Annotated in this window: 15 protein-coding genes and 1 pseudogene; 7 read left to right on the top strand and 9 right to left on the bottom strand. The window is 62.8% G+C overall.

The features are described from left to right. Nucleotides 1–34 precede the first annotated feature (34 nt). The gene (parC, locus tag ACYQ47_RS31295; protein WP_459908640.1) at nt 35–2353 is read left to right on the top strand and encodes a DNA topoisomerase IV subunit A; all 2319 of its coding nucleotides are present in this window, start codon (nt 35–37) and stop codon (nt 2351–2353) included. 49 nt (nt 2354–2402) lie between these two features. On the opposite strand, the gene ACYQ47_RS31290 is transcribed toward parC, so the two are convergent. Then, entirely contained in the window at nt 2403–2978 is a 576-nt protein-coding gene (locus ACYQ47_RS31290; protein ID WP_459908638.1) for a PIN domain-containing protein, read from the bottom strand. After that, a complete protein-coding gene (locus tag ACYQ47_RS31285; protein WP_250492078.1) occupies nt 2975–3442 on the bottom strand; it encodes a helix-turn-helix domain-containing protein in 468 nt (155 codons plus the stop codon). Before ACYQ47_RS31285 ends, ACYQ47_RS31290 begins: the two co-directional genes overlap by 4 nt. A 137-nt stretch (nt 3443–3579) precedes the next feature. On the opposite strand from ACYQ47_RS31285, the gene ACYQ47_RS31280 reads away from it, so the two are divergent. Beyond that, entirely contained in the window at nt 3580–4038 is a 459-nt protein-coding gene (locus tag ACYQ47_RS31280; RefSeq protein ID WP_244827489.1) for a CopD family protein, read from the top strand. Between the two features lie 3 nt (nt 4039–4041). On the opposite strand, the gene ACYQ47_RS31275 is transcribed toward ACYQ47_RS31280, so the two are convergent. The 5 genes and pseudogenes from ACYQ47_RS31275 to ACYQ47_RS31255 all read right to left on the bottom strand — a co-directional run. Then, complete coding sequence (locus tag ACYQ47_RS31275; RefSeq protein WP_459908636.1) at nt 4042–6534, bottom strand: bifunctional diguanylate cyclase/phosphodiesterase; 2493 nt, start codon at nt 6532–6534, stop codon at nt 4042–4044. A gap of 659 nt (nt 6535–7193) precedes the next feature. Next, nucleotides 7194–7655, bottom strand: coding sequence for a RidA family protein (locus ACYQ47_RS31270; protein ID WP_244827491.1), 462 nt, complete (start codon nt 7653–7655; stop codon nt 7194–7196). A 54-nt stretch (nt 7656–7709) separates the two neighbouring features. Beyond that, complete coding sequence (locus tag ACYQ47_RS31265; protein WP_459908633.1) at nt 7710–8906, bottom strand: aminotransferase-like domain-containing protein; 1197 nt, start codon at nt 8904–8906, stop codon at nt 7710–7712. Nucleotides 8907–9052: 146 nt separating this feature from the next. Beyond that, on the bottom strand, nt 9053–9979 hold the full coding sequence (locus ACYQ47_RS31260; protein WP_244827493.1) for a DMT family transporter: 927 nt from the start codon (nt 9977–9979) through the stop codon (nt 9053–9055). Nucleotides 9980–10283: 304 nt separating this feature from the next. Further along, a pseudogene (locus tag ACYQ47_RS31255) lies at nt 10284–10946 on the bottom strand (VOC family protein); the annotation flags it as partial. A gap of 225 nt (nt 10947–11171) precedes the next feature. Between ACYQ47_RS31255 and ACYQ47_RS31250 the strand changes: the two are divergent. After that, nucleotides 11172–12611 carry an aminotransferase-like domain-containing protein gene (locus ACYQ47_RS31250; protein ID WP_459908631.1) on the top strand — a complete coding sequence of 480 codons (1440 nt, stop codon included), beginning with the start codon at nt 11172–11174 and terminating at the stop codon, nt 12609–12611. A 54-nt stretch (nt 12612–12665) separates the two neighbouring features. On the opposite strand, the gene ACYQ47_RS31245 is transcribed toward ACYQ47_RS31250, so the two are convergent. Further along, nucleotides 12666–13238 (bottom strand): Rhs element Vgr protein, encoded by a 573-nt coding sequence (locus tag ACYQ47_RS31245; RefSeq protein WP_459908629.1) that lies wholly within the window; start codon nt 13236–13238, stop codon nt 12666–12668. Nucleotides 13239–13425: 187 nt separating this feature from the next. Between ACYQ47_RS31245 and htpG the strand changes: the two genes are divergently transcribed. Further along, a complete protein-coding gene (gene htpG / locus ACYQ47_RS31240) occupies nt 13426–15330 on the top strand; it encodes a molecular chaperone HtpG (RefSeq protein ID WP_459908627.1) in 1905 nt (634 codons plus the stop codon). 180 nt (nt 15331–15510) lie between these two features. Here the strand turns inward: htpG and ACYQ47_RS31235 are convergent, their stop codons facing one another. Then, complete coding sequence (locus tag ACYQ47_RS31235) at nt 15511–15762, bottom strand: hypothetical protein (RefSeq protein WP_244827497.1); 252 nt, start codon at nt 15760–15762, stop codon at nt 15511–15513. A gap of 124 nt (nt 15763–15886) precedes the next feature. Between ACYQ47_RS31235 and ACYQ47_RS31230 the strand changes: the two genes are divergently transcribed. Genes ACYQ47_RS31230 through ACYQ47_RS31220 form a run of 3 tightly spaced genes read left to right on the top strand, consistent with a single transcriptional unit; the run spans nt 15887 to nt 17912 of the window. Continuing rightward, nucleotides 15887–16534 carry a chorismate--pyruvate lyase family protein gene (locus ACYQ47_RS31230; RefSeq protein WP_459908625.1) on the top strand — a complete coding sequence of 216 codons (648 nt, stop codon included), beginning with the start codon at nt 15887–15889 and terminating at the stop codon, nt 16532–16534. Continuing rightward, nucleotides 16531–17013, top strand: a complete 483-nt coding sequence (locus ACYQ47_RS31225) for a DNA-deoxyinosine glycosylase (RefSeq protein WP_459908623.1) — start codon at nt 16531–16533, stop codon at nt 17011–17013. Before ACYQ47_RS31230 ends, ACYQ47_RS31225 begins: the two co-directional genes overlap by 4 nt. Then, the gene (locus ACYQ47_RS31220) at nt 17010–17912 is read left to right on the top strand and encodes a class I SAM-dependent methyltransferase (RefSeq protein ID WP_459908621.1); all 903 of its coding nucleotides are present in this window, start codon (nt 17010–17012) and stop codon (nt 17910–17912) included. Before ACYQ47_RS31225 ends, ACYQ47_RS31220 begins: the two co-directional genes overlap by 4 nt. The last annotated feature ends 46 nt before the right edge of the window (nt 17913–17958 follow it).

The raw sequence follows: 17958 nt of genomic DNA, 5'->3' as shown, positions 1-17958 counted from the left end.
CAACGCGCCCTGAACGCATAACAACGGATATTCGATGGGAATCACAGACGATCTCTTCGCCGATCAGCAAGCAGCACCGGAAGGCGAACAACTCACACTCGGCGATTACGCCGAACGCGCTTATCTCGACTACGCGGTGAGCGTGGTCAAGGGCCGCGCGTTGCCCGACGTGTGCGACGGGCAAAAGCCCGTGCAGCGCCGCATCCTCTACGCGATGAGCGAGATGGGGCTCGCGTCGGGCGCGAAGCCGGTGAAGTCGGCGCGCGTGGTCGGCGACGTGCTCGGCAAGTATCACCCGCACGGCGACCAGTCCGCCTACGACGCGCTCGTGCGTCTCGCGCAGGACTTTTCGATGCGCTATCCGCTCATCGACGGTCAGGGCAATTTCGGCTCGCGCGACGGCGATGGCGCGGCAGCCATGCGCTACACCGAAGCGCGTCTCACGCCCATTGCGCGCCTTTTGCTCGATGAAATCGATCAGGGCACCGTCGATTTCATGCCGAACTACGACGGTTCGTTCGAAGAGCCGAAGCTCTTGCCCGCGCGTCTGCCGTTCTTGTTGCTGAATGGCGCATCGGGCATTGCGGTGGGTCTCGCAACCGAGATTCCCTCGCACAATCTGCGCGAAGTGGCGCAGGCCGCCGTCGCGATGATCCGCGACCCGAAACTCGGCCATGCCGGCGTGATGGAAAAGCTGAACGGCCCCGACTTTCCGGGCGGCGGGCAGATCATCTCGAGTCACGCGGAAATCTCGACGGCCTACGAGACCGGACGCGGCAGCCTGAAAGTGCGCGCCCGCTGGAAGATCGAGGAACTCGCGCGCGGTCAGTGGCAACTCGTCATTACCGAATTGCCGCCGAGCACGTCCGGACAGAAGGTTCTCGAAGAAATCGAGGAGCTCACCAACCCGAAGATCAAGCTCGGCAAGAAGACGCTCACGCCCGACCAGTTGCAGACCAAGCAGACACTGCTCGGCTTGCTCGATACCGTGCGCGACGAGTCCGGCAAGGACGCGCCCGTGCGGCTCGTGTTCGAGCCGAAGTCGAGCCGTATCGACCAGACCGAATTCGTGCATTCGCTGCTCGCGCATACGAGCCTCGAATCGAACGCGGCGATCAACCTGGTGATGGTCGGCGCGGATGGCCGGCCGCGGCAAAAGGGCATCGTCGAAATCTTGCACGAGTGGGTCGGCTTCCGCTTCGTGACGGTGACGCGCCGCACGCAGCATCGGCTGAACAAGGTGAACGACCGCATCCATATTCTCGAAGGGCGGATGATCGTCTTCCTGAATATCGACGAGGTCATTCGCATCATCCGCGAGGCGGACGAGCCGAAGCAGGCGCTAATCCAGCGCTTCAACCTGTCGGACCGGCAGGCGGAAGACATCCTCGAAATCCGCTTGCGTCAGTTGGCGCGGCTCGAAGCGATCAAGATCGAGCAGGAGCTGGCCGACCTCGGCACCGAGAAGACGAAGCTCGAAGAGTTGCTCAATAGCGATGCCGCGATGAAGCGTCTGCTCATCAAGGAAATCGAGTCGGACGCGAAGCAATATGGCGACGATCGCCGCACGCTGATTCAGCAGGAAAAGCGCGCGACCTTCGAAGTGCGCGTGGTCGACGAACCGGTGACGGTGGTCGTCTCGCAGCGTGGCTGGGTGCGCGCGCTGAAAGGCCACGGACTCGATCCGGCGGGCTTTACTTTCAAGGCGGGCGACAGTCTTTACGCGGTGTTCCAGGCGCGCACGCCGGACACGCTCATCGCTTGGGGCAGCAACGGGCGCGTGTATTCCGTGGCGGTCGCCTTGCTGCCGGGCGGCCGTGGCGACGGCGTGCCAGTCACGTCGCTGATCGAACTGGAGTCGGGCTCGCACTTGCTGCATTACTTCGCGGCGACGGCGGAGCAGCCGTTGCTGCTGGCATCGAGCAATGGCTTTGGCTTCATGGCGAAGCTCGGCGACATGGTGAGCCGCAACAAGGCGGGCAAGGCGTTCATGACGATCGACGAAGGCGCATTGCCGCTTGCGCCGATGCCGGTCGTGCCGGGCGCGAACTATGTCGCGTGTTTATCTAGCACGGGGCGACTGCTCGTGTTCGGCATGGACGAGATGAAGACGCTCTCGGGCGGCGGACGCGGCGTGATTCTGATGGCGCTCGACCCGAAGGAAACCTTGCGTCAGGCGCTTGCCATCGATTCACGCGGCGTGGTGATGATCGGCACCGGACGCGGCGGCAAGCCGAAGGACGAGAAGCTGTCGGGCTCGCAGTTGCAATTGCATCTGGGCAAGCGGGCGAGAAAGGGCAGGACGCCGGATGGGACGTTGAAGGTCGCGGAGTTGAGGCCGGTGTTTGAGTGAGGGCGATTGCGGGTCCTTCGCGATGCCGGTTTGCTTCCGGCATCGCGCTCTACAAGACCGACCGGAATCTCGCGAGAGATTTACAAGTAGTGACGAGCCCCTGCTTCGACAGGATGTCGAGATAACGGTCCACGTCGAGCGAAGGGTTCCTTAGCTGTCTGCGTTGACGTTGGGCCGCGAGCACCACGGCGGCTTCGTCGAGATCGAAAAGATTGTCGACGAACACATCGGGGTGCTGCGCCTCGACGTCGTAGGTCGACAAGACTTCGTTTGGAAAATCGCGCTCGTTGAACGTAACGATAACGCTCGCGCCGCAGCGAATCGCCGCCGCCAGCACATGGCGGTCGTTGGGATCGGGAAGGTCGAGCGCGTCGATGAGTTCGTCGTAGTGGGTGACGAGTGCGTCTGGAATGGCGGCATCCATCAGGGCGGGCGTGCGGTCCACTTGTCGTGCCGACAAGTCGGGACGGTTACGCAAGAGATTGCGCTTCCATTCGTCGTGTATTCGCGCGCTCCATCGCGCTCTGAAAAGCCCGGACAAACCCAGCCACATCAGAAAGTCTCGCAACGGCGCCGGGTACGACACGCACGCATCATAAATAACCGTAAAGCGGGAACTCCTCATTCGTAACCCATTCCTAGTTCTTGTGCCTGTCGGGTTAATGCTTCCATGGCCTGCTCGCTTTCTTGATCGCGCTCGGCTTTGTAGCGCATGAGGTCCGTGAAGCGCACGCGGCGATGCTTCCCGGTCTTGCGAAACGGCAACGCATTGGATTCGAGCAATTTGACGAGATGCGGTCTGGAAACATTGAGCAGATCGGCGGCCTCTTGCGTGGTCAGTTCGGCGTGAACCGGGACCACTCTTACAGCGTTGCCGTCCGCGAGTTCGGCGAGGATATCGACGAGCAGTCGAAGCGCCGAAGTTGGCAATTCAACTTGATGCGCCTTTTCATGGTCATCGTAAATTTGAATGCGTTGAGTCTGAAATCCGGTCGAGAGATAGGCGGCAAGTGTGCGCTGTCCTTCGCCTGCCACCTGTACTTCGCGTTCGACCGGCAGCGTCGTCTCGGATATGGCTGGATGGGTCATGGCTGTTCTCATGCACGTTCGGAAGGCTTTCCATTTTATTCGAAATAAACGAAAATCGCAGCCAACAAAACGGCTACACATCGCGTCACTCTCGGCACCTTCCTCCCGAACCTAATCACCCGATAATCAAAAGACCCATGACCCACGCCATCGAAGCCGCCCTTTTCCTGCACCTGCTCGGTGTCGCCATATGGATAGGCGGGATGGTCTTCGCGCATTTCTGCCTGCGCCCGGCGCTCGGCGATCTCACGCCGCAATTGCGCCTGCCGCTCTGGGAAGCCGTGTTCGCACGCTTCTTCAACTGGGTCGCGGGGTCGGTGCTCGTGATTCTGCTCACGGGCGGCTTCCTGCTGTGGCAGTTCGGCGGTGGTCACGCGGCGTGGCCGCTGCACGCCATGGCGGGGCTCGGCATCGTGATGATGCTGATCTTCGGGCACATCCGCTTCGGCGTGTTTCCGCGCATCCGTCGCGCGGTGCAGGCGCAGAACTGGCCCGATGGCGCGCGCGCCGTGGGCACGGTGCGGCGCCTCGTCGTGATCAACCTGGTATTGGGCGTGGTGACGATCGGTACTGCCGTCTTGTCGCGCGGCTTTTGAGTCTCAAACGCCGCGTTCGTCGCTCAGCGCGGGACTCGGCGGCTCTTGACCCGCATGGCCCGCATCTTTCTCCGAGCGTGGCATGACCCCTCGTGTCAAGCCACATACGCCAAAGCGGTCGAGCAGCGCCTGCACGCCATCCGCCGGTACGGGCCGCGAGAACAGGAAGCCTTGCGCTTCCACCGGACCGAGCGCCGCGAGCCACACGATCTGCTCTTCGCGTTCCGTGCCTTCCACGACCACCGTCAGGCCGAGCGAACGCGCGAGATTCACGATGGCCGACACCATCACGCACACGCTGCGGTCTTCGGGAATCGCCTGGATGAAGGAGCGATCAACCTTCAAGGTATCCACCGAAAAACGGTTCAGATACGACAGCGACGAATAGCCCGTGCCGAAGTCGTCCAGCGCGATACGCACGCCAAGACGCTTCAACGCCATGATCTTTTCCTGCACGAGCTCGGGGTATTCAACCATCACGGTTTCGGTGATCTCGAGTTCGAGCTTGTCCGACGGAATGCCGCTCGCCTCGATGGATCGCGCCACCGTCTCAAGCAAGTCTCCCCGCCAGAATTGCACGGCCGATATGTTCACCGCGAGCGACAAGCCGGTGTAGCCCTCGCGCTGCCATTGCGCGAGCTGCATGCAGGCCGTGTGAACCACGAAGTCGCCCACCGCGACGATCAAGCCGGTCGACTCCGCAACCGGAATGAATTCGTTGGCGGGAATCAGCCCATGCTGCGGATGATTCCAGCGCACGAGCGCCTCGAACCCGGTAATGCAGCGCCGCGCCAGATCGATCTTCGGCTGATACACGAGAAAGAGCTGCTGCTCCGTCAACGCGACGCGCAACTGCTGCTCCCACTTCATCAGATGATCCGCGCGATGCGACAACTGCGGCGAATAGAACTGATAGCAGTTCTTGCCCGCGTCCTTCGCGCTGTACATCGCGAGATCGGCCTTCTTCAGCAGATCGATCTCGCTTTCGTTCGATACCGAAAAGAGCGCAATGCCGATGCTCGCGTGCAGCACGAACGCACTGCCGCGCACATCGAACGGCGTGGCGAACATGGTCGAGATGTCGTCGGCGAGCGTGATCGCGCGCTGCTCCACTTCCTCGCCCTTGACGACCACCACGAACTCGTCGCCGCCGATACGCGACAGCGTGCCGCTTTGTCCGACGGTTTCGGCGAGACGCGACGCCGTCATCTGCAGGACGATATCGCCCGCGTTGTGGCCGAGCGTGTCGTTGACGGTCTTGAAGTTGTCGAGGTCGATGAAGAGCAGCGCAAGCCGTCCGATGTTCTCGGTGTGCGCCACGTCCTGCCGCAGCCCGCGCAGAGTCGAATAGCGATTACGCAAGCCTGTCAGCAAATCGTATTCGACGAGATGCGTCATCTCGCGCTCGCGCCCGAGCAGCTTGCCGATGAGACCAGTGGCGACCGCGAAGAAGCCCAGCATCGCGAGCGAGATGAAGCCCGCCATCAGCAGATACACGTTGCGCGTGTGATTGAAGTCGACGAGTTCCTCGCGCTCCGAAAGGCCGACGAGCACGCCGAGCGGATAGCCGTCGATATGCCGGTAAGACACGATGCGCCTCACGCCGTCGATCGGATCGACATAGATGCCCGACGCGTGCTCCGAGGTCGGATACACGCCGCTCGCACTGAACTCGCCGTGGACGGGGCCGCTCGCGTTGCGCGCGCCGCTGCCCTTGGCTACGGCGTTCGGCGCGCGTGCATCGGAGGCCGCAGACGAAGCGCCAGAGGCGCCGGATACGCCAGCTACGCCAGAAGTGCCCGCGCCGCCGCCCGTACTGCGCGCGAGCACCGAGCCGTTGTCTGACACGACCGCAATCACGCCTTCATGCCCGATGGACGCGACGTTATAGAAATCGCTCGTGAAGTACGCCGGGTCTTCCGATACGACGACCACGCCCGCGAAGGAGCCATCGGAGTGATTCAACCGCCGCGTGATCTGCAGCGTCCAGATGCCGGAGACGCGTCCGCGCACAGGCCGGCTGATATAGAGCAGGTCGTCGTTGGAGTGGACGTGAACCTTGAAGTGCTCGCGATCCGACAAGTCGATGGGCTTCGGATGCGGATCGGCCGTCGTGGCGATGAGCGCGCCGTGTTCGTCGATGAGCGAGACTTGCACGAGCGTGTCGCTCTGCACGACGCCTTTGTCCACGGTCGCGATGAGATCGAACTCGCTGGGCGACTTCTCGTATTCGTACTTGACGAAGCGCGTGATCTGATCGACCTGATGGATCGCCTTGATCGTGTGCTGTTCGAGCGCGGAGGAGAGGATGGCGGCGGACGCCATGGATTCGTGCGTGGTGGATTCACGTTCCACCGAGAGCCGCGTGAAGATCACGGCCCACAACGACACCAGCACCAGTGTGCCGAGCACGGGAATGAGCAGCAGTGCGCGCCGCCGTCGCGCGCCCGGTGTCACGGAGCGCGCGGCGCTGGCCTTGATGCGCGAGCGCTTCATGGAAGGCGTGGGCCCGCGAGGGCATGCAACGCTTCGGCTGACGAAGAGCACGAGAGGTTGCAAGCTGCCGAGCGCGCGATGTGTATGAAGCGGACCATGTCTTCTTGCGTTGAGGCGAAACGAGCCACTATACCGCGCGAGTTGGGCGACCACGCTTCGAACGACGATGCATGGCGAATCTGGCGCCATGCGCTTCGCGTGAGAAGCGTTCGGCGCCCGGCGGTTACTTGAAGCCGTGCGGCAACTGAAGCAACTACAACACGGATTTGACGATGAGGGTGCGACTTATCTGACAGCATACGTTTGCGCCGAAGCGCAAGCGGCTGAATACGACACGAATCGCGCTCGAGCTTTTGTGGTCCCCGATTGTTCAGATATTAGCGAACAGACCGGAGTTCGGAAAGGGGCGTGGCCAAGGGGTATACGCGTGGCACGACTTGCCGATGAACCGACGTCCCGCAAGCAAAATGTGCCATCGAATATCGTAACGAAATGGCTGCCGATGCCTGCCGACGAATCGTTTCGGCAGGCGCGAATGTATCGGCGAGGCGCTTTCGCCGCGCACGCGTCTTCAGCCGTTCTTGGCAAGCATGCAAACAAAAAACCCGGCGCCTGATGACGCCGGGTTCTTGCGACCGTGCGGTGCGAAGGCGAAAGCGTCAGGCTACTTCGGCGATCAGTTCGATTTCCACGCATGCGCCAAGCGGAATCTGCGCCACGCCGAAGGCCGAACGCGCGTGCTTGCCGGCATCGCCGAAAATATCCGCGATGAGTTCGGACGCGCCGTTGGTGACGAGATGCTGCTCGGTGAAGTCTGGCGTCGAATTGACGAGGCTCATCACCTTGACGATACGGCGCACGCGGTTCAGGTCGCCCACATGCGCGTGCAGCGTCGCGATCAGGTCGATGGCCACGTTGCGCGCGGCGGCCTTGCCTTCTTCGGTGGAAAGCGTGTCGCCGAGCTTGCCCGTATAAACCTTGCCGTCTTTCTTGGCGATGTGCCCCGACAGATAAACCGTGTTGCCGCTCTGCGCGCTCATCACGTAGGCGGCGGCGGGCGCGCCCGCGGTGGGCAGGTCGATACCGAGTTCCTTCAGCTTGTCGTAAACGTTGGATGCCATCGATGACTCCTGGAGTGAATTGAAGCGCGACGCCAATGAAGCGCCGCGCGTGGATCAGACGCTCGCGCGCAGCAGTGCGCCGAGCCTGGCGACGCCTTCGTCGATCTTCGCGGGCGGCACCGTCACGAACGAAAGACGCAGCGTGTTGTGCTCGGCGTCGTTGGCGAAGAACGGACCGCCCGGCACGAACGCCACGTTCTCCGCGATGGACTGTTCGAGCAGCTTCATCGAATCGATGTGCTTCGGCAGTTTCACCCACACGAACATGCCGCCTTCGGGCCGGTTCCATTCGACACCGGCGGGCATGTGACGTTCGAGCGCGTCGAGCATGGCCTGACACTGGTCGCGATACAGCGCGCGGATGGTCGGCACATGTCGATCGAGAAAGCCGTCCTTGATGACTTCATGAACGATACGTTGCGTGAGACTCGGCGTATGCAGATCGGTTGCCTGCTTGGCCTGCACGAGTTTGAAGTGCAGTTCCTCGGGCGCGATGATGTAGCCCACACGCAGACCCGGCGCCAGCACTTTCGAGAACGAGCCCAGATGGACGATGTGATCGGGCGCCATCGAGAGCAGCGTGGGCAGCGGAGCGCCGGCGTAATCGAGCGCGCCGTAGGGGTCGTCCTCGATGATCGGAAACGCGGCGCTTTGCGCGAACGCGGCGAGCGCGCGGCGGCGCTCCAGCGGCAGACGGCGACCCGTCGGATTCTGGAAGTTCGGCTGTGCGTAGAGCAGGCGTGCATCGGCGGTGAGCGCGGCGCTCAGTCCTTCGGGGATGAGGCCGGCTTCGTCCGTCGGCATCTGCACGTAATGCGGCTCGAACATCGAAAAGGACTGCAGCGCGCCGAGATAAGTCGGCGTTTCGACGAGCACGCGGCTGCCGGGATCGACGAGCGTCTTGCCAAGCAGATCGAGCGCTTGCTGCGAGCCCGTCGTGACGAGCACCTGCGTCGGACGAATGGTCACGCCGTCTTTCGAATAACGCGCCGCGATCCATTCGCGCAGCGGCATGTAGCCTTCGGTCGCGCTGTACTGAAGCGCGGCGGCGGGCTGATCGCGCAAGATGCGTTCGGACGCGACGCGCATTTCCTCGACGGGAAACGTCTGCGGCGAGTGCAGGCCGCCCGCGAAGGAAATGACTTCGGGCCGCTCCGTGACTTTGAGGATTTCACGAATCGCCGAGCTGGTGAGCTTGCGGGCGCGTTCGGAAAGTTGCCACGGCGTGGCGCGCAGATCGGCTTGATTCATGGAATGTCTCGCTTGGGGTTTCCGGGGTTGACTACAACTGGCTGAAGCTGATCCTGAATCCGGCGGCAAAGTGCACGGCCGCCTGAAATGTCGATTATCGCCCAAGCGAACTTGCGTGCACGGTCTCGGGCTTTCGGCCTGGGTGCTTATCTTGCGCTGTTCGGGCTTGCCGCCGCAACGGGCAGCGGCGCCGCGCGCACCGCCGTCTTGCGCCCGAGCACGACTGTCACGATGACGGCGGTCGCGTAGAGCCACGTCGTCGCGCTTACCTGTTCACCGAAGAAGAGCGCGGAGAATGCCATCGTGAAGAAAATCTGCAGTAATTGCACTTGTCCGACGCGCGCGATGCCGCCCATCGCGAGACCCGCGTACCACGCGAAGAAGCCGATGAACTGCGAGAAGAGCGTCACGTAACCGAACGCGAGCCACGTGCGTAAAGCGAGCGGCTCGGGATGAGCCGCGTGATGCGCCCACGCGAGCCAGCCGACCGGCAGCACGAGGAAGGGCGCCGATAGCACGAGCGCCCAGCAGATCACCTGCCATCCGCCCATCTGTCTGGCGAGCCGCGCGCCTTCCGCATAGCCGAGCGCGCCGATGCCGACCGCGACGAGCATCAGAAGGTCGCCTGCCTGCACGCCGCCGCCGCCCGTCTGCAAGGCGAACGCGATGACGATCGCGCTGCCCGCGATAGCGCTCACCCAGAAGAGTTTCGATGGCCGCTCGTGCGAGAGCCACGCGGCGTAGATCGCGACGCACAGCGGCTGCAAGCCATTGACCACGGCGCCGTGCGACGCAGGGACGGTTTTCATCGCCCAGGCGGAAAACACCGGAAACGCGACGATCACGCCAAGAGACACGACCGCGAGGCTCTTGATCTGCGGCCAGGACGGCCGCTTTTCGCGGCACCACGCAAGCAGCAAGGCGGCGGGCAGCGCGGCGACGAGCGCGCGCCCGAGCCCGTTCAGAAGCGGATGCACTTCCTGCACGACGATGCGCGTCATCGGCAGCGTGAGGCTGAAGATGACGACGCCGATCAGGCCGAGCAACATGCCTTCGGTTTCGCGGGTTCTCATCGTTCCATGTCTCCTTTGGGGCGGGCTCTTGGGTTCGCTGTTAGTCGTCGTTGTCGTCGTTGCCGTCGGTAGGTGCGGCGTCGGCATCGACCGTGGCTTGCTCATTCGTCTCGGCTGGCAGTTCGCGCGGATCGCTTTGCATGCTGGATGCACCGCCTTCTTCGGCAGACGAATCGCCATCCAGCGCAACCGCCGCAGCCTTGTCTCGCACACGCCTTCGCTTGCCTGCCGCCTGCCGCGCCTGCTCGTTCGCAAGCCGCGCCGCCTCCACCGATTCCGCCGATTCGCCGAGCGTCACCATCGAGCCATCTGGCAGCTCGAAACGCGCGACGAGAGCGGGCGCGCCACGCGTTGGCTCGACTTGCATCAGATGCGCCGCGCCGAGCCATTCGAGCTGTTGCGCCACCGCATCCGCGTTCGGATGAAACCCCGTGAGCGATGCCAGCGCAATGCCCGTTTGCGGCAACGTATCGCTCGGATGACGCGGCGTATCCCATTGGATCAGCGCGGGCAACACGCCATCGCCCGCGCCTTGCCACGCGGGGAACGCGCCGTCGTCCGGCACCGTCAGCCCCCACGTATTGCCGGAGCGCGACATTGCCACCACGGGCGCGATGCGTTCCGGATACTGCTCCTGCCAGCGCACGAGCGACTTCGGCCGATCCACACGAAGCACCCAGTGCACGAGCTGCGGACCGTCTTCGAGGCGACGCTGCAATGCCGGGTCGTCGAGCGCGAAGAGGCGCGGGCGCGATGTGGCGGGCGAAGGCGCGTCCGGATCGATTGCGATCACTTCGATATAAGCGCCGCCCCACAGGCTCAAGAGCCGGTTGTGCGTGCGCATGAGCGGATGCGCGCCACCGGGCGCGGTCTCCACGCCGAACTTCGCGGCGATAAATTGCGCGCCCTCGGCAAGCGTGCGCGCGGCGATCACGAGATGGTCGAGTTTCAGCGGATGAGCGGTCATGGCACAAGCCCGAAGCGTCAATACAGGGGCCGATAGCATAACCGCTCGCCCGCGCCGCCCGAAGCGCACGGTTACGGAAAGGATGCGCCATCCAGTGCAGCCCGAATGCAGAATGTAGCTGCTGGCACCAGAACAGTAACGGTACAATCGGCGGAATACTGTTCTGTACAGTTTTGAGCATATTGAACACTTCGCCTGAACCGCACATCCGCCACGGAGGCCCGCATGTCCGTCCCGCTCGATCAGATTCCCGCTCCGCACGACGCCGCGCAGCTAACGCTCGTCGATCAGCTCGTGCAGTGGGGACGCCGCCGCATCGACGAACGGGTGTTCCGGCCGGGCATGCGCATGCCGTCCATCCGCAAGTTGGCAGTCGATAAAGGCGTGTCGCGCTTCACCGTGGTCGAGGCTTATGAGCGGCTCGTCGCGCACGGCTATCTCGATTCGCGGCGCGGGTCGGGCTTCTACGTGCGCGACCGTATCGTTGCCGTCGCGAGCCCGGCGCCGGAGCAGGCGCCCGTGCAGAACGCAATCGACGTGGTCTGGCTTCTGCGCAACATGCTGCACAGTTCGAGCCCCGAGAAGGGGCCGGGGCTCGGCTATCTGCCGAACCGGTGGCTCGACGGCGAGCTCATCACCAACGCGCTGCGCTCGATGAGCCGCATGTCCGGCGCGCAGATGCTCGGCATGGGCACGCCGCATGGTTTTCTGCCGCTGCGGCTGCAGTTGCAGACGCGTCTCGCGGAACTGGAGATCGGCGCGACCGAGCAGCAGATCGTAATGGTGTCGGGCATCACGCAGGCCATCGACCTGATTTCGCGCCTTTACGTCAAGCCGGGCGATGCGGTGATCGTCGGCGATCCCGCGTGGTTCCAGATGTTCGGCCGTTTCGCATCGCAGGGCGCGCGGCTCGTCGGCATGCCGTACACGCCGGATGGGCCCGATCTCGACGCGCTCGAATCGCTCGTCGCGACCTGGCGGCCGAAGATGCTGATCATCAACTCGGTGCTGCAGAACCCGACCGGCACGTCGCTCACGGCGGCGCAGGCGTTCCGCATCCTGCAACTCGCGCAGCAGTACGACTTCATGGTCATCGAGGACGATATCTACGGCGATCTGTGTGCGCCTTCGTATCCGGCAACGCGCCTTGCATCGCTCGATCAACTCAAGCGCGTAATTTTTCTCGGCAGCTTTTCGAAGACGCTCGCCGCGAATCTGCGCGTGGGCTATGTCGCCGCATCGGCGGAAGTGGCGAAGGCGCTCGCCGATCAGAAGATGCTCGTCGGCATGACGACGCCCGAACTCAACGAACGCGTGCTTTACAAGGTATTGACCGAAGGGCATTACCGGCGGCACGTCGAACGGCTGCGCGGGCGGCTCGACGCCGTGCGTGACAAGACCGCCCGCATGCTGGAAAAGACCGGTCTGAAGCTGTTCACGACGCCATCGGCCGGCATGTTTCTTTGGGCCGACACGGGTGTCGATTCGGAAAGTCTCGCGGCGGCGGGGCACGAAGCCGGCTTTTTATTGACGCCGGGCAGCCTGTTTTCGCCGAATCAGTCGCCCACTACGTGGATGCGCTTCAACATCGCCAACTGCGGCGATCCGGCGTTGCCGGAGTTGCTGGCGAGTCATCGGGAAAAGGCGGCGCGGCGGGGTTCCTAGGCGAGCGGCTCGGCTGAATGGGTGTCGTGGAAAACCGCGCACCCCAGCCGCACGTCAACTCTCCCGATGCGGCCGATTCCGAAGACGAGGCAAATGCCGCCGGTCCGATGGCGCATTCAAAAACCCCGCCAGCACGTGTTCGAAGAGCGCAAGCGCACCCGGCATCAACCGATACCGACGCTCATAGAGCCACGCCTGTCCGCTGCAAAACTTTAGCGCGTAATAGTCGGCAAGCAGGTTGCCTTGCGCTTCCATGTTGTAGTCCGCGAGACCTTTGTCGGCCGCGAGCGCATAGCGATAAGGCAGGCCGATACGAATCGCCCCGCGCAGCCTCACCCAATAGCCGAGCTGGAACTGCCACACATGCGTCATCTCGTGGATGAACCACATGCGCTCACCGAGGTCGCAGGCGGAGAAGTCGTGCTGGTAGCATGCGCGTGGAAAATAGAGGTTGCCGTTCGGCGACATCGCGGTGTGTCGCGGTTGCAGTCCGAACGGCAGATAGCCGCGAGCGTGAACGCGGACCGTCGAATAATCGATCGAAGCGCCGAACACGCACCGCGCCAGCGCGATCTCACCGGGCGTGAGCGGCCGTGCGCGTATCAAGGGCTTCGGCGTGTGAAACATGGTCGGGCGATCGGTCGTGCTAAAGCGTCATCCTAACCGGCTTTTCACCGGCCCTTGAAATAGCCCGTCCCGCCCATATATCGGACGAATTCTGCGCGTGTACGCGGCGCATGCCATGCAAGTGGCTTAAGATCGCACGCCGCGCATTCCGAACCGCATCTATAAAACTCAACCAGAGGACTCGACCATGGCGCAAGAAACCATGAGCTTTCAGGCGGAAGTGAAGCAGCTTCTGCAACTGATGATTCATTCGCTCTACAGCAACAAGGAAATCTTCCTGCGCGAGCTGATCTCGAACGCATCGGACGCGGCAGACAAGCTGCGCTTCGAGGCAATCGAAAACAGCGCGCTCTACGAGAACGATCCGGACCTGCGTATCCGCGTGTCGTTCGACAAGGCGGCGCGCACCGTCACCATCGACGACAACGGCATTGGCATGAGCCGCGAAGAAGCCATCTCGAATCTGGGCACGATCGCGCGCTCGGGCACGAAAGAGTTCTTCTCGAAGCTCTCCGGCGACCAGCAAAAGGACGCCGCGCTCATCGGACAATTCGGCGTGGGCTTTTACTCGGGCTTCATCGTCGCCGACAAGATCACGGTGGAATCGCGCCGCGCCGGTCTTCCGGCATCGGAAGGCGTGCGCTGGACGAGCGCGGGCGAAGGCGAGTTCGAAGTCGAGAATATCGAGCGCGCGCAACGCGGCACGACCATCACGCTGCATCTTCGTCCGGAAGAGGACGAACTGCTTTCGAGTCACAAGCTCAAGTCGATCATCCAGAAGTATTCGGATCACGTCGCGCTGCCCATCCTCATGAAGAAGGAAGAATGGGACGCCGAGAAGAGCGAGATGGTCGAGAAGGACGAAGACGAGACCGTCAATCAGGCGAGCGCGCTGTGGACGCGTAACAAGAGCGACATCACCGACGAGCAATACAAGCAGTTCTACCAGCATATTTCGCACGATCACGACGACCCGCTCGCGTGGACGCACAACCGCGTGGAAGGCCGCAGCGAATACACGCAACTACTGTATGTGCCGAAGCACGCGCCGTTCGATCTGTGGAACCGTGAGCATCGCGGCGGCCTCAAGCTCTACGTGAAGCGCGTCTTCATCATGGACGATGCCGAGCAATTGCTGCCCGCGTATTTGCGCTTCGTGAAGGGCGTGGTCGATTCGGCCGATCTGCCGCTCAACGTCTCGCGCGAGATCCTGCAGGAAAGCCGCGACGTTAAGGCAATTCGCGAAGGCGTGAGCAAGCGGGTGCTGTCGATGCTGGAAGAAATCGCATCGTCGTCGGCCGAAGCAACCGAGGACGCCGACCGAGAAAAGTACACGAATTTTTGGAAGGAATTCGGTCAGGTGCTGAAGGAAGGCATTGGCGAGGATTTCAGCAACCGGGATCGCATCGCGAAGCTGGTGCGTTTTGCATCGACGCATAACGACTCCGACGTGCAAAACGTCTCGCTCGCCGATTACGTCTCGCGCATGAAGCCCGAGCAGACGAAGATCTATTACGTCACCGCGGACAGCTGGCAGGCCGCGAAGAACAGTCCGCATCTGGAAGTGTTTCGCAAGAAGGGCGTGGAAGTGCTGTTGCTGACGGATCGCGTCGACGAATGGATGCTCTCCTTCCTCAATGAATTCGACGGCAAGCCGCTGGCGAGCGTCGCGCGTGGCGACCTCGATCTGGGCGCGCTGAACGACGAGGAAAAGCAGCAGCAGGAAAAGGTCGGCGAGGAATTCAAGCCGCTCGTCGAGAAGATGAAGGAAGCGCTCGAAGGCAAGGCCAAGGACGTGCGCCTGACCTTCCGCCTGACCGACTCGCCGAGCTGTCTCGTGGCCGACGAAGGCGACATGAGCGGCTACCTGCAACGCATGCTGAAGGCAGCGGGCCAGAACGCACCGAAGATGGAGCCGATTCTCGAAGTGAACCCGGAACATCCGCTGGTGAAGGCGCTGCAGACCGATGGCGCGAATTTCGCGGATTGGTGTCATCTGCTGTTCGATCAGGCGTTGCTGGCCGAAGGCGGATCGCTGGAAGATCCGGCGAGTTTCGTGAAGCGGACGAATGCGTTGTTGTTGGCGCGTTGAGGTCGAGGGTTAATTGTTGAGGTGAAGGACGCGCCGCCGAGTGAACGGCGGCGCGCTTTTTTTGCGGCTACGACTTCTTGGCCCGCTCGGGCACGGAAGCGGACTGAAGCGTTGTCGTTAGCGCGCGTGAAGCTCGACCTTTGGATGCGCGCTGCCGGAACGGACCGGCAGCGCGTATTTTTACTTGCGCTCCTTGTTGGATTGGGCGAGCACGGAAGCAGCCAGCGTCTTCGTTTCCTTCGAATACTTCGCGCTTTTCAGCACTTCGCTTGCCTTGTGCTCCATCGCGCCGCTTGTTTGCTTCGCGCTATGGGCCTGTGATAGAGCCGACGCGGCAAGACTCTTTTTGATCTCCGATGCTTTCGGATCATGAAGCGTCTCGGATGCCAAATGCGCCACCTTGTTCGACGTCTGCTTTGTGTTTTTAGACATTTAGATATCCTTTTATAAATGCGCTGATCGTGAAATCCACGGTCTGCAATTCAGTGTGCTGCGTTGCGCGCCGCCATTCCATACGATTTGTCCGAAGGGCCAGCGCGGTTTTATAATTAACGCCATGCTGACCTGCACCGATCCCGTCGACCGCCATTGGCGCAGCGCGCCGCTCGCATCGCTTACGAGGCATCAAAAAGACTGGCTCACACGCGGCGGCTCCCTGACCGCGCACTTGCGCGCGCTAGGACAAGTCACTGTGGAAGTGACGCGCGAATGCGTCGCCGCGCCGTGGCTTGACGAATGGCAAGCGCTCGGCGTCACGCCGCGCACGCCGGTGTGGACGCGCGAAGTCGCGTTGAAGGTCGATGGCGTCGCAGTTGCAGTCGCGCACAGCATCGTCGCGCTGTCGCACAGCACGGGCATCTGGCAATCGATGCGCCGCCTGCGCACCCGCCCGCTCGCCGAACTTCTCTACAGCGACAGCAGCGTGTCCCGTTCCGTACTCGCAAGCCGCGTCGTCACCGCGCGGCATCCGCTGCATGCGCTGGCCTTGCGCGAAACGCCGCCCGGACATGCTCTGCACGCGCGCCGCTCGGTATTCCTGCGCTACGGCGCGCCGCTCATGGTCACCGAATGCATGCTCGATGCGCTCTGGGCGCGGCTCGCGGAATCGGCAAGACCGCGGGGTGTTCATCATCGTGAGCATGCGCGGGCGTTCGAGCACCTGAGTTCGCATGCGAAGCGCGTCGCGGACGAGAAAGCCCGATGACGCTGACCGGATTCGCGCCCGTGGCCGACCGCGCCACGCATACGCTGATTCTCGGCAGCTTCCCGGGCGTCGCATCGCTGACGGCGACGCAGTACTACGCGCATCCGCGCAATCAATTCTGGCGGCTCGTGGGCGCGGTGATCGGCGAACCGCTGCATGAATTGAGCTACGAGAAACGTCTGCAACGCCTGCTTGCTCATCGGATCGGCTTATGGGACGTGCTTGCCGCATGCGAGCGCCAGGGCAGCCTCGACAGCGCAATCCGCAACGCCGCCGCGAACGACTTCGACGCATTTCACACGCGCTTTCCCGCGCTCGGGAAAGTCTGCTTCAACGGCAAGACTTCGGGCCGCTTCGAAGCGCAGGCGAGCGCCGCGGGTTACGCGACGCTCGTGCTGCCTTCGTCGAGCGCGGCCAATGCTATGCTCTCGTTCGACCAAAAACTGCGCGTCTGGCGCGACATTCTCAGCACACAATGAAGAATCTGATCAAGCGCGCATCCGCCGAAGCACGCGCGTTCGGCCGCAACAAGGACGCGGCGAAACAAGACCGCCGCCGCATCAAGGGCGATGACGACGATCTCGCCAACGCGCCGCGCATCGACGCGCCGCGTAAGCCGCGCTTCACGCCCGTGACGTTCTCGGAAGAGGGCGGCGTGCGTTATCTGCACTTCGGCACTGAATGGATCCAGGGCGCGATGCGCATCAAAAAGCCCGATCACCTCGAACTCGAATACGCGCAGCAGATGATGGCGTGGCTGCTTTTCATCGAGACGCCGGCGCGCATCGTGCAACTCGGGCTCGGCTCGGCCGCGCTCACCAAGTTCTGCTATCGCTTCCTGAAACGCGCGCAAGTCGAAGCGGTCGAGTTGAATCCGGCGGTCGTGATCGCCGCGCGCGCCATGTTCGAGCTTCCGTACGACGACGCGCGCCTCACCGTCACCGAACGCGACGCGTGGGAGTTCGTCAACGACCGCGCGAACCACGGCACCATCGGCGCGCTGCAGATCGATATCTACGACGCCAGCGCCCGCGGTCCCGTGCTCGACAGCGTGTCGTTCTATCGCGCGTGCCGGGCGTGTCTCACGCCGGATGCGGGCGTCGTCACGATCAACCTGTTCGGCGATCACCCGAGCTTCGTGCGCAACATGCGGCATCTGAACGAGGCATTCGCCCATCGCGTGATCGCGCTGCCGGAAGTACACGACGGCAACCGTATCGCGCTCGCCTTCGCCGGTCCCGCGCTAGACGTGCCGTTCGCCGCGCTCGAAGCCCGCGCCAGGCTGATCGAAGCGCAACTCGGCCTGCCCGCGCGCAAGTGGGTAAAAGGCCTGGCCGAAATCGCGAAGCTGCCGATGACCGGTTCGTTCGCCATCTGATCCCCGGATCCGCTCCAGCCAATCCAGGCAGGCGATCCCGGCGAAT

Source organism: Caballeronia sp. HLA56 (assembly GCF_054655155.1).
This window is presented reverse-complemented; position numbering and strand designations above follow the sequence as displayed.

What these genes read in the sequence shown, in the direction of transcription:
- ACYQ47_RS31220 (WP_459908621.1), top strand. Translation starts at nt 17,010, where the DNA reads ATGAAGAATCTGATCAAGCGCGCATCCGCCGAAGCACGCGCGTTCGGC.
- ACYQ47_RS31250 (WP_459908631.1), top strand. Translation starts at nt 11,172, where the DNA reads ATGTCCGTCCCGCTCGATCAGATTCCCGCTCCGCACGACGCCGCGCAG.
- ACYQ47_RS31275 (WP_459908636.1), bottom strand. Translation starts at nt 6,534, where the DNA reads ATGAAGCGCTCGCGCATCAAGGCCAGCGCCGCGCGCTCCGTGACACCG.
- ACYQ47_RS31245 (WP_459908629.1), bottom strand. Translation starts at nt 13,238, where the DNA reads ATGTTTCACACGCCGAAGCCCTTGATACGCGCACGGCCGCTCACGCCC.
- ACYQ47_RS31270 (WP_244827491.1), bottom strand. Translation starts at nt 7,655, where the DNA reads ATGGCATCCAACGTTTACGACAAGCTGAAGGAACTCGGTATCGACCTG.
- ACYQ47_RS31280 (WP_244827489.1), top strand. Translation starts at nt 3,580, where the DNA reads ATGACCCACGCCATCGAAGCCGCCCTTTTCCTGCACCTGCTCGGTGTC.
- parC (WP_459908640.1), top strand. Translation starts at nt 35, where the DNA reads ATGGGAATCACAGACGATCTCTTCGCCGATCAGCAAGCAGCACCGGAA.
- ACYQ47_RS31265 (WP_459908633.1), bottom strand. Translation starts at nt 8,906, where the DNA reads ATGAATCAAGCCGATCTGCGCGCCACGCCGTGGCAACTTTCCGAACGC.
- ACYQ47_RS31230 (WP_459908625.1), top strand. Translation starts at nt 15,887, where the DNA reads ATGCTGACCTGCACCGATCCCGTCGACCGCCATTGGCGCAGCGCGCCG.
- ACYQ47_RS31290 (WP_459908638.1), bottom strand. Translation starts at nt 2,978, where the DNA reads ATGAGGAGTTCCCGCTTTACGGTTATTTATGATGCGTGCGTGTCGTAC.
- ACYQ47_RS31260 (WP_244827493.1), bottom strand. Translation starts at nt 9,979, where the DNA reads ATGAGAACCCGCGAAACCGAAGGCATGTTGCTCGGCCTGATCGGCGTC.
- ACYQ47_RS31285 (WP_250492078.1), bottom strand. Translation starts at nt 3,442, where the DNA reads ATGACCCATCCAGCCATATCCGAGACGACGCTGCCGGTCGAACGCGAA.
- ACYQ47_RS31235 (WP_244827497.1), bottom strand. Translation starts at nt 15,762, where the DNA reads ATGTCTAAAAACACAAAGCAGACGTCGAACAAGGTGGCGCATTTGGCA.
- ACYQ47_RS31225 (WP_459908623.1), top strand. Translation starts at nt 16,531, where the DNA reads ATGACGCTGACCGGATTCGCGCCCGTGGCCGACCGCGCCACGCATACG.
- htpG (WP_459908627.1), top strand. Translation starts at nt 13,426, where the DNA reads ATGGCGCAAGAAACCATGAGCTTTCAGGCGGAAGTGAAGCAGCTTCTG.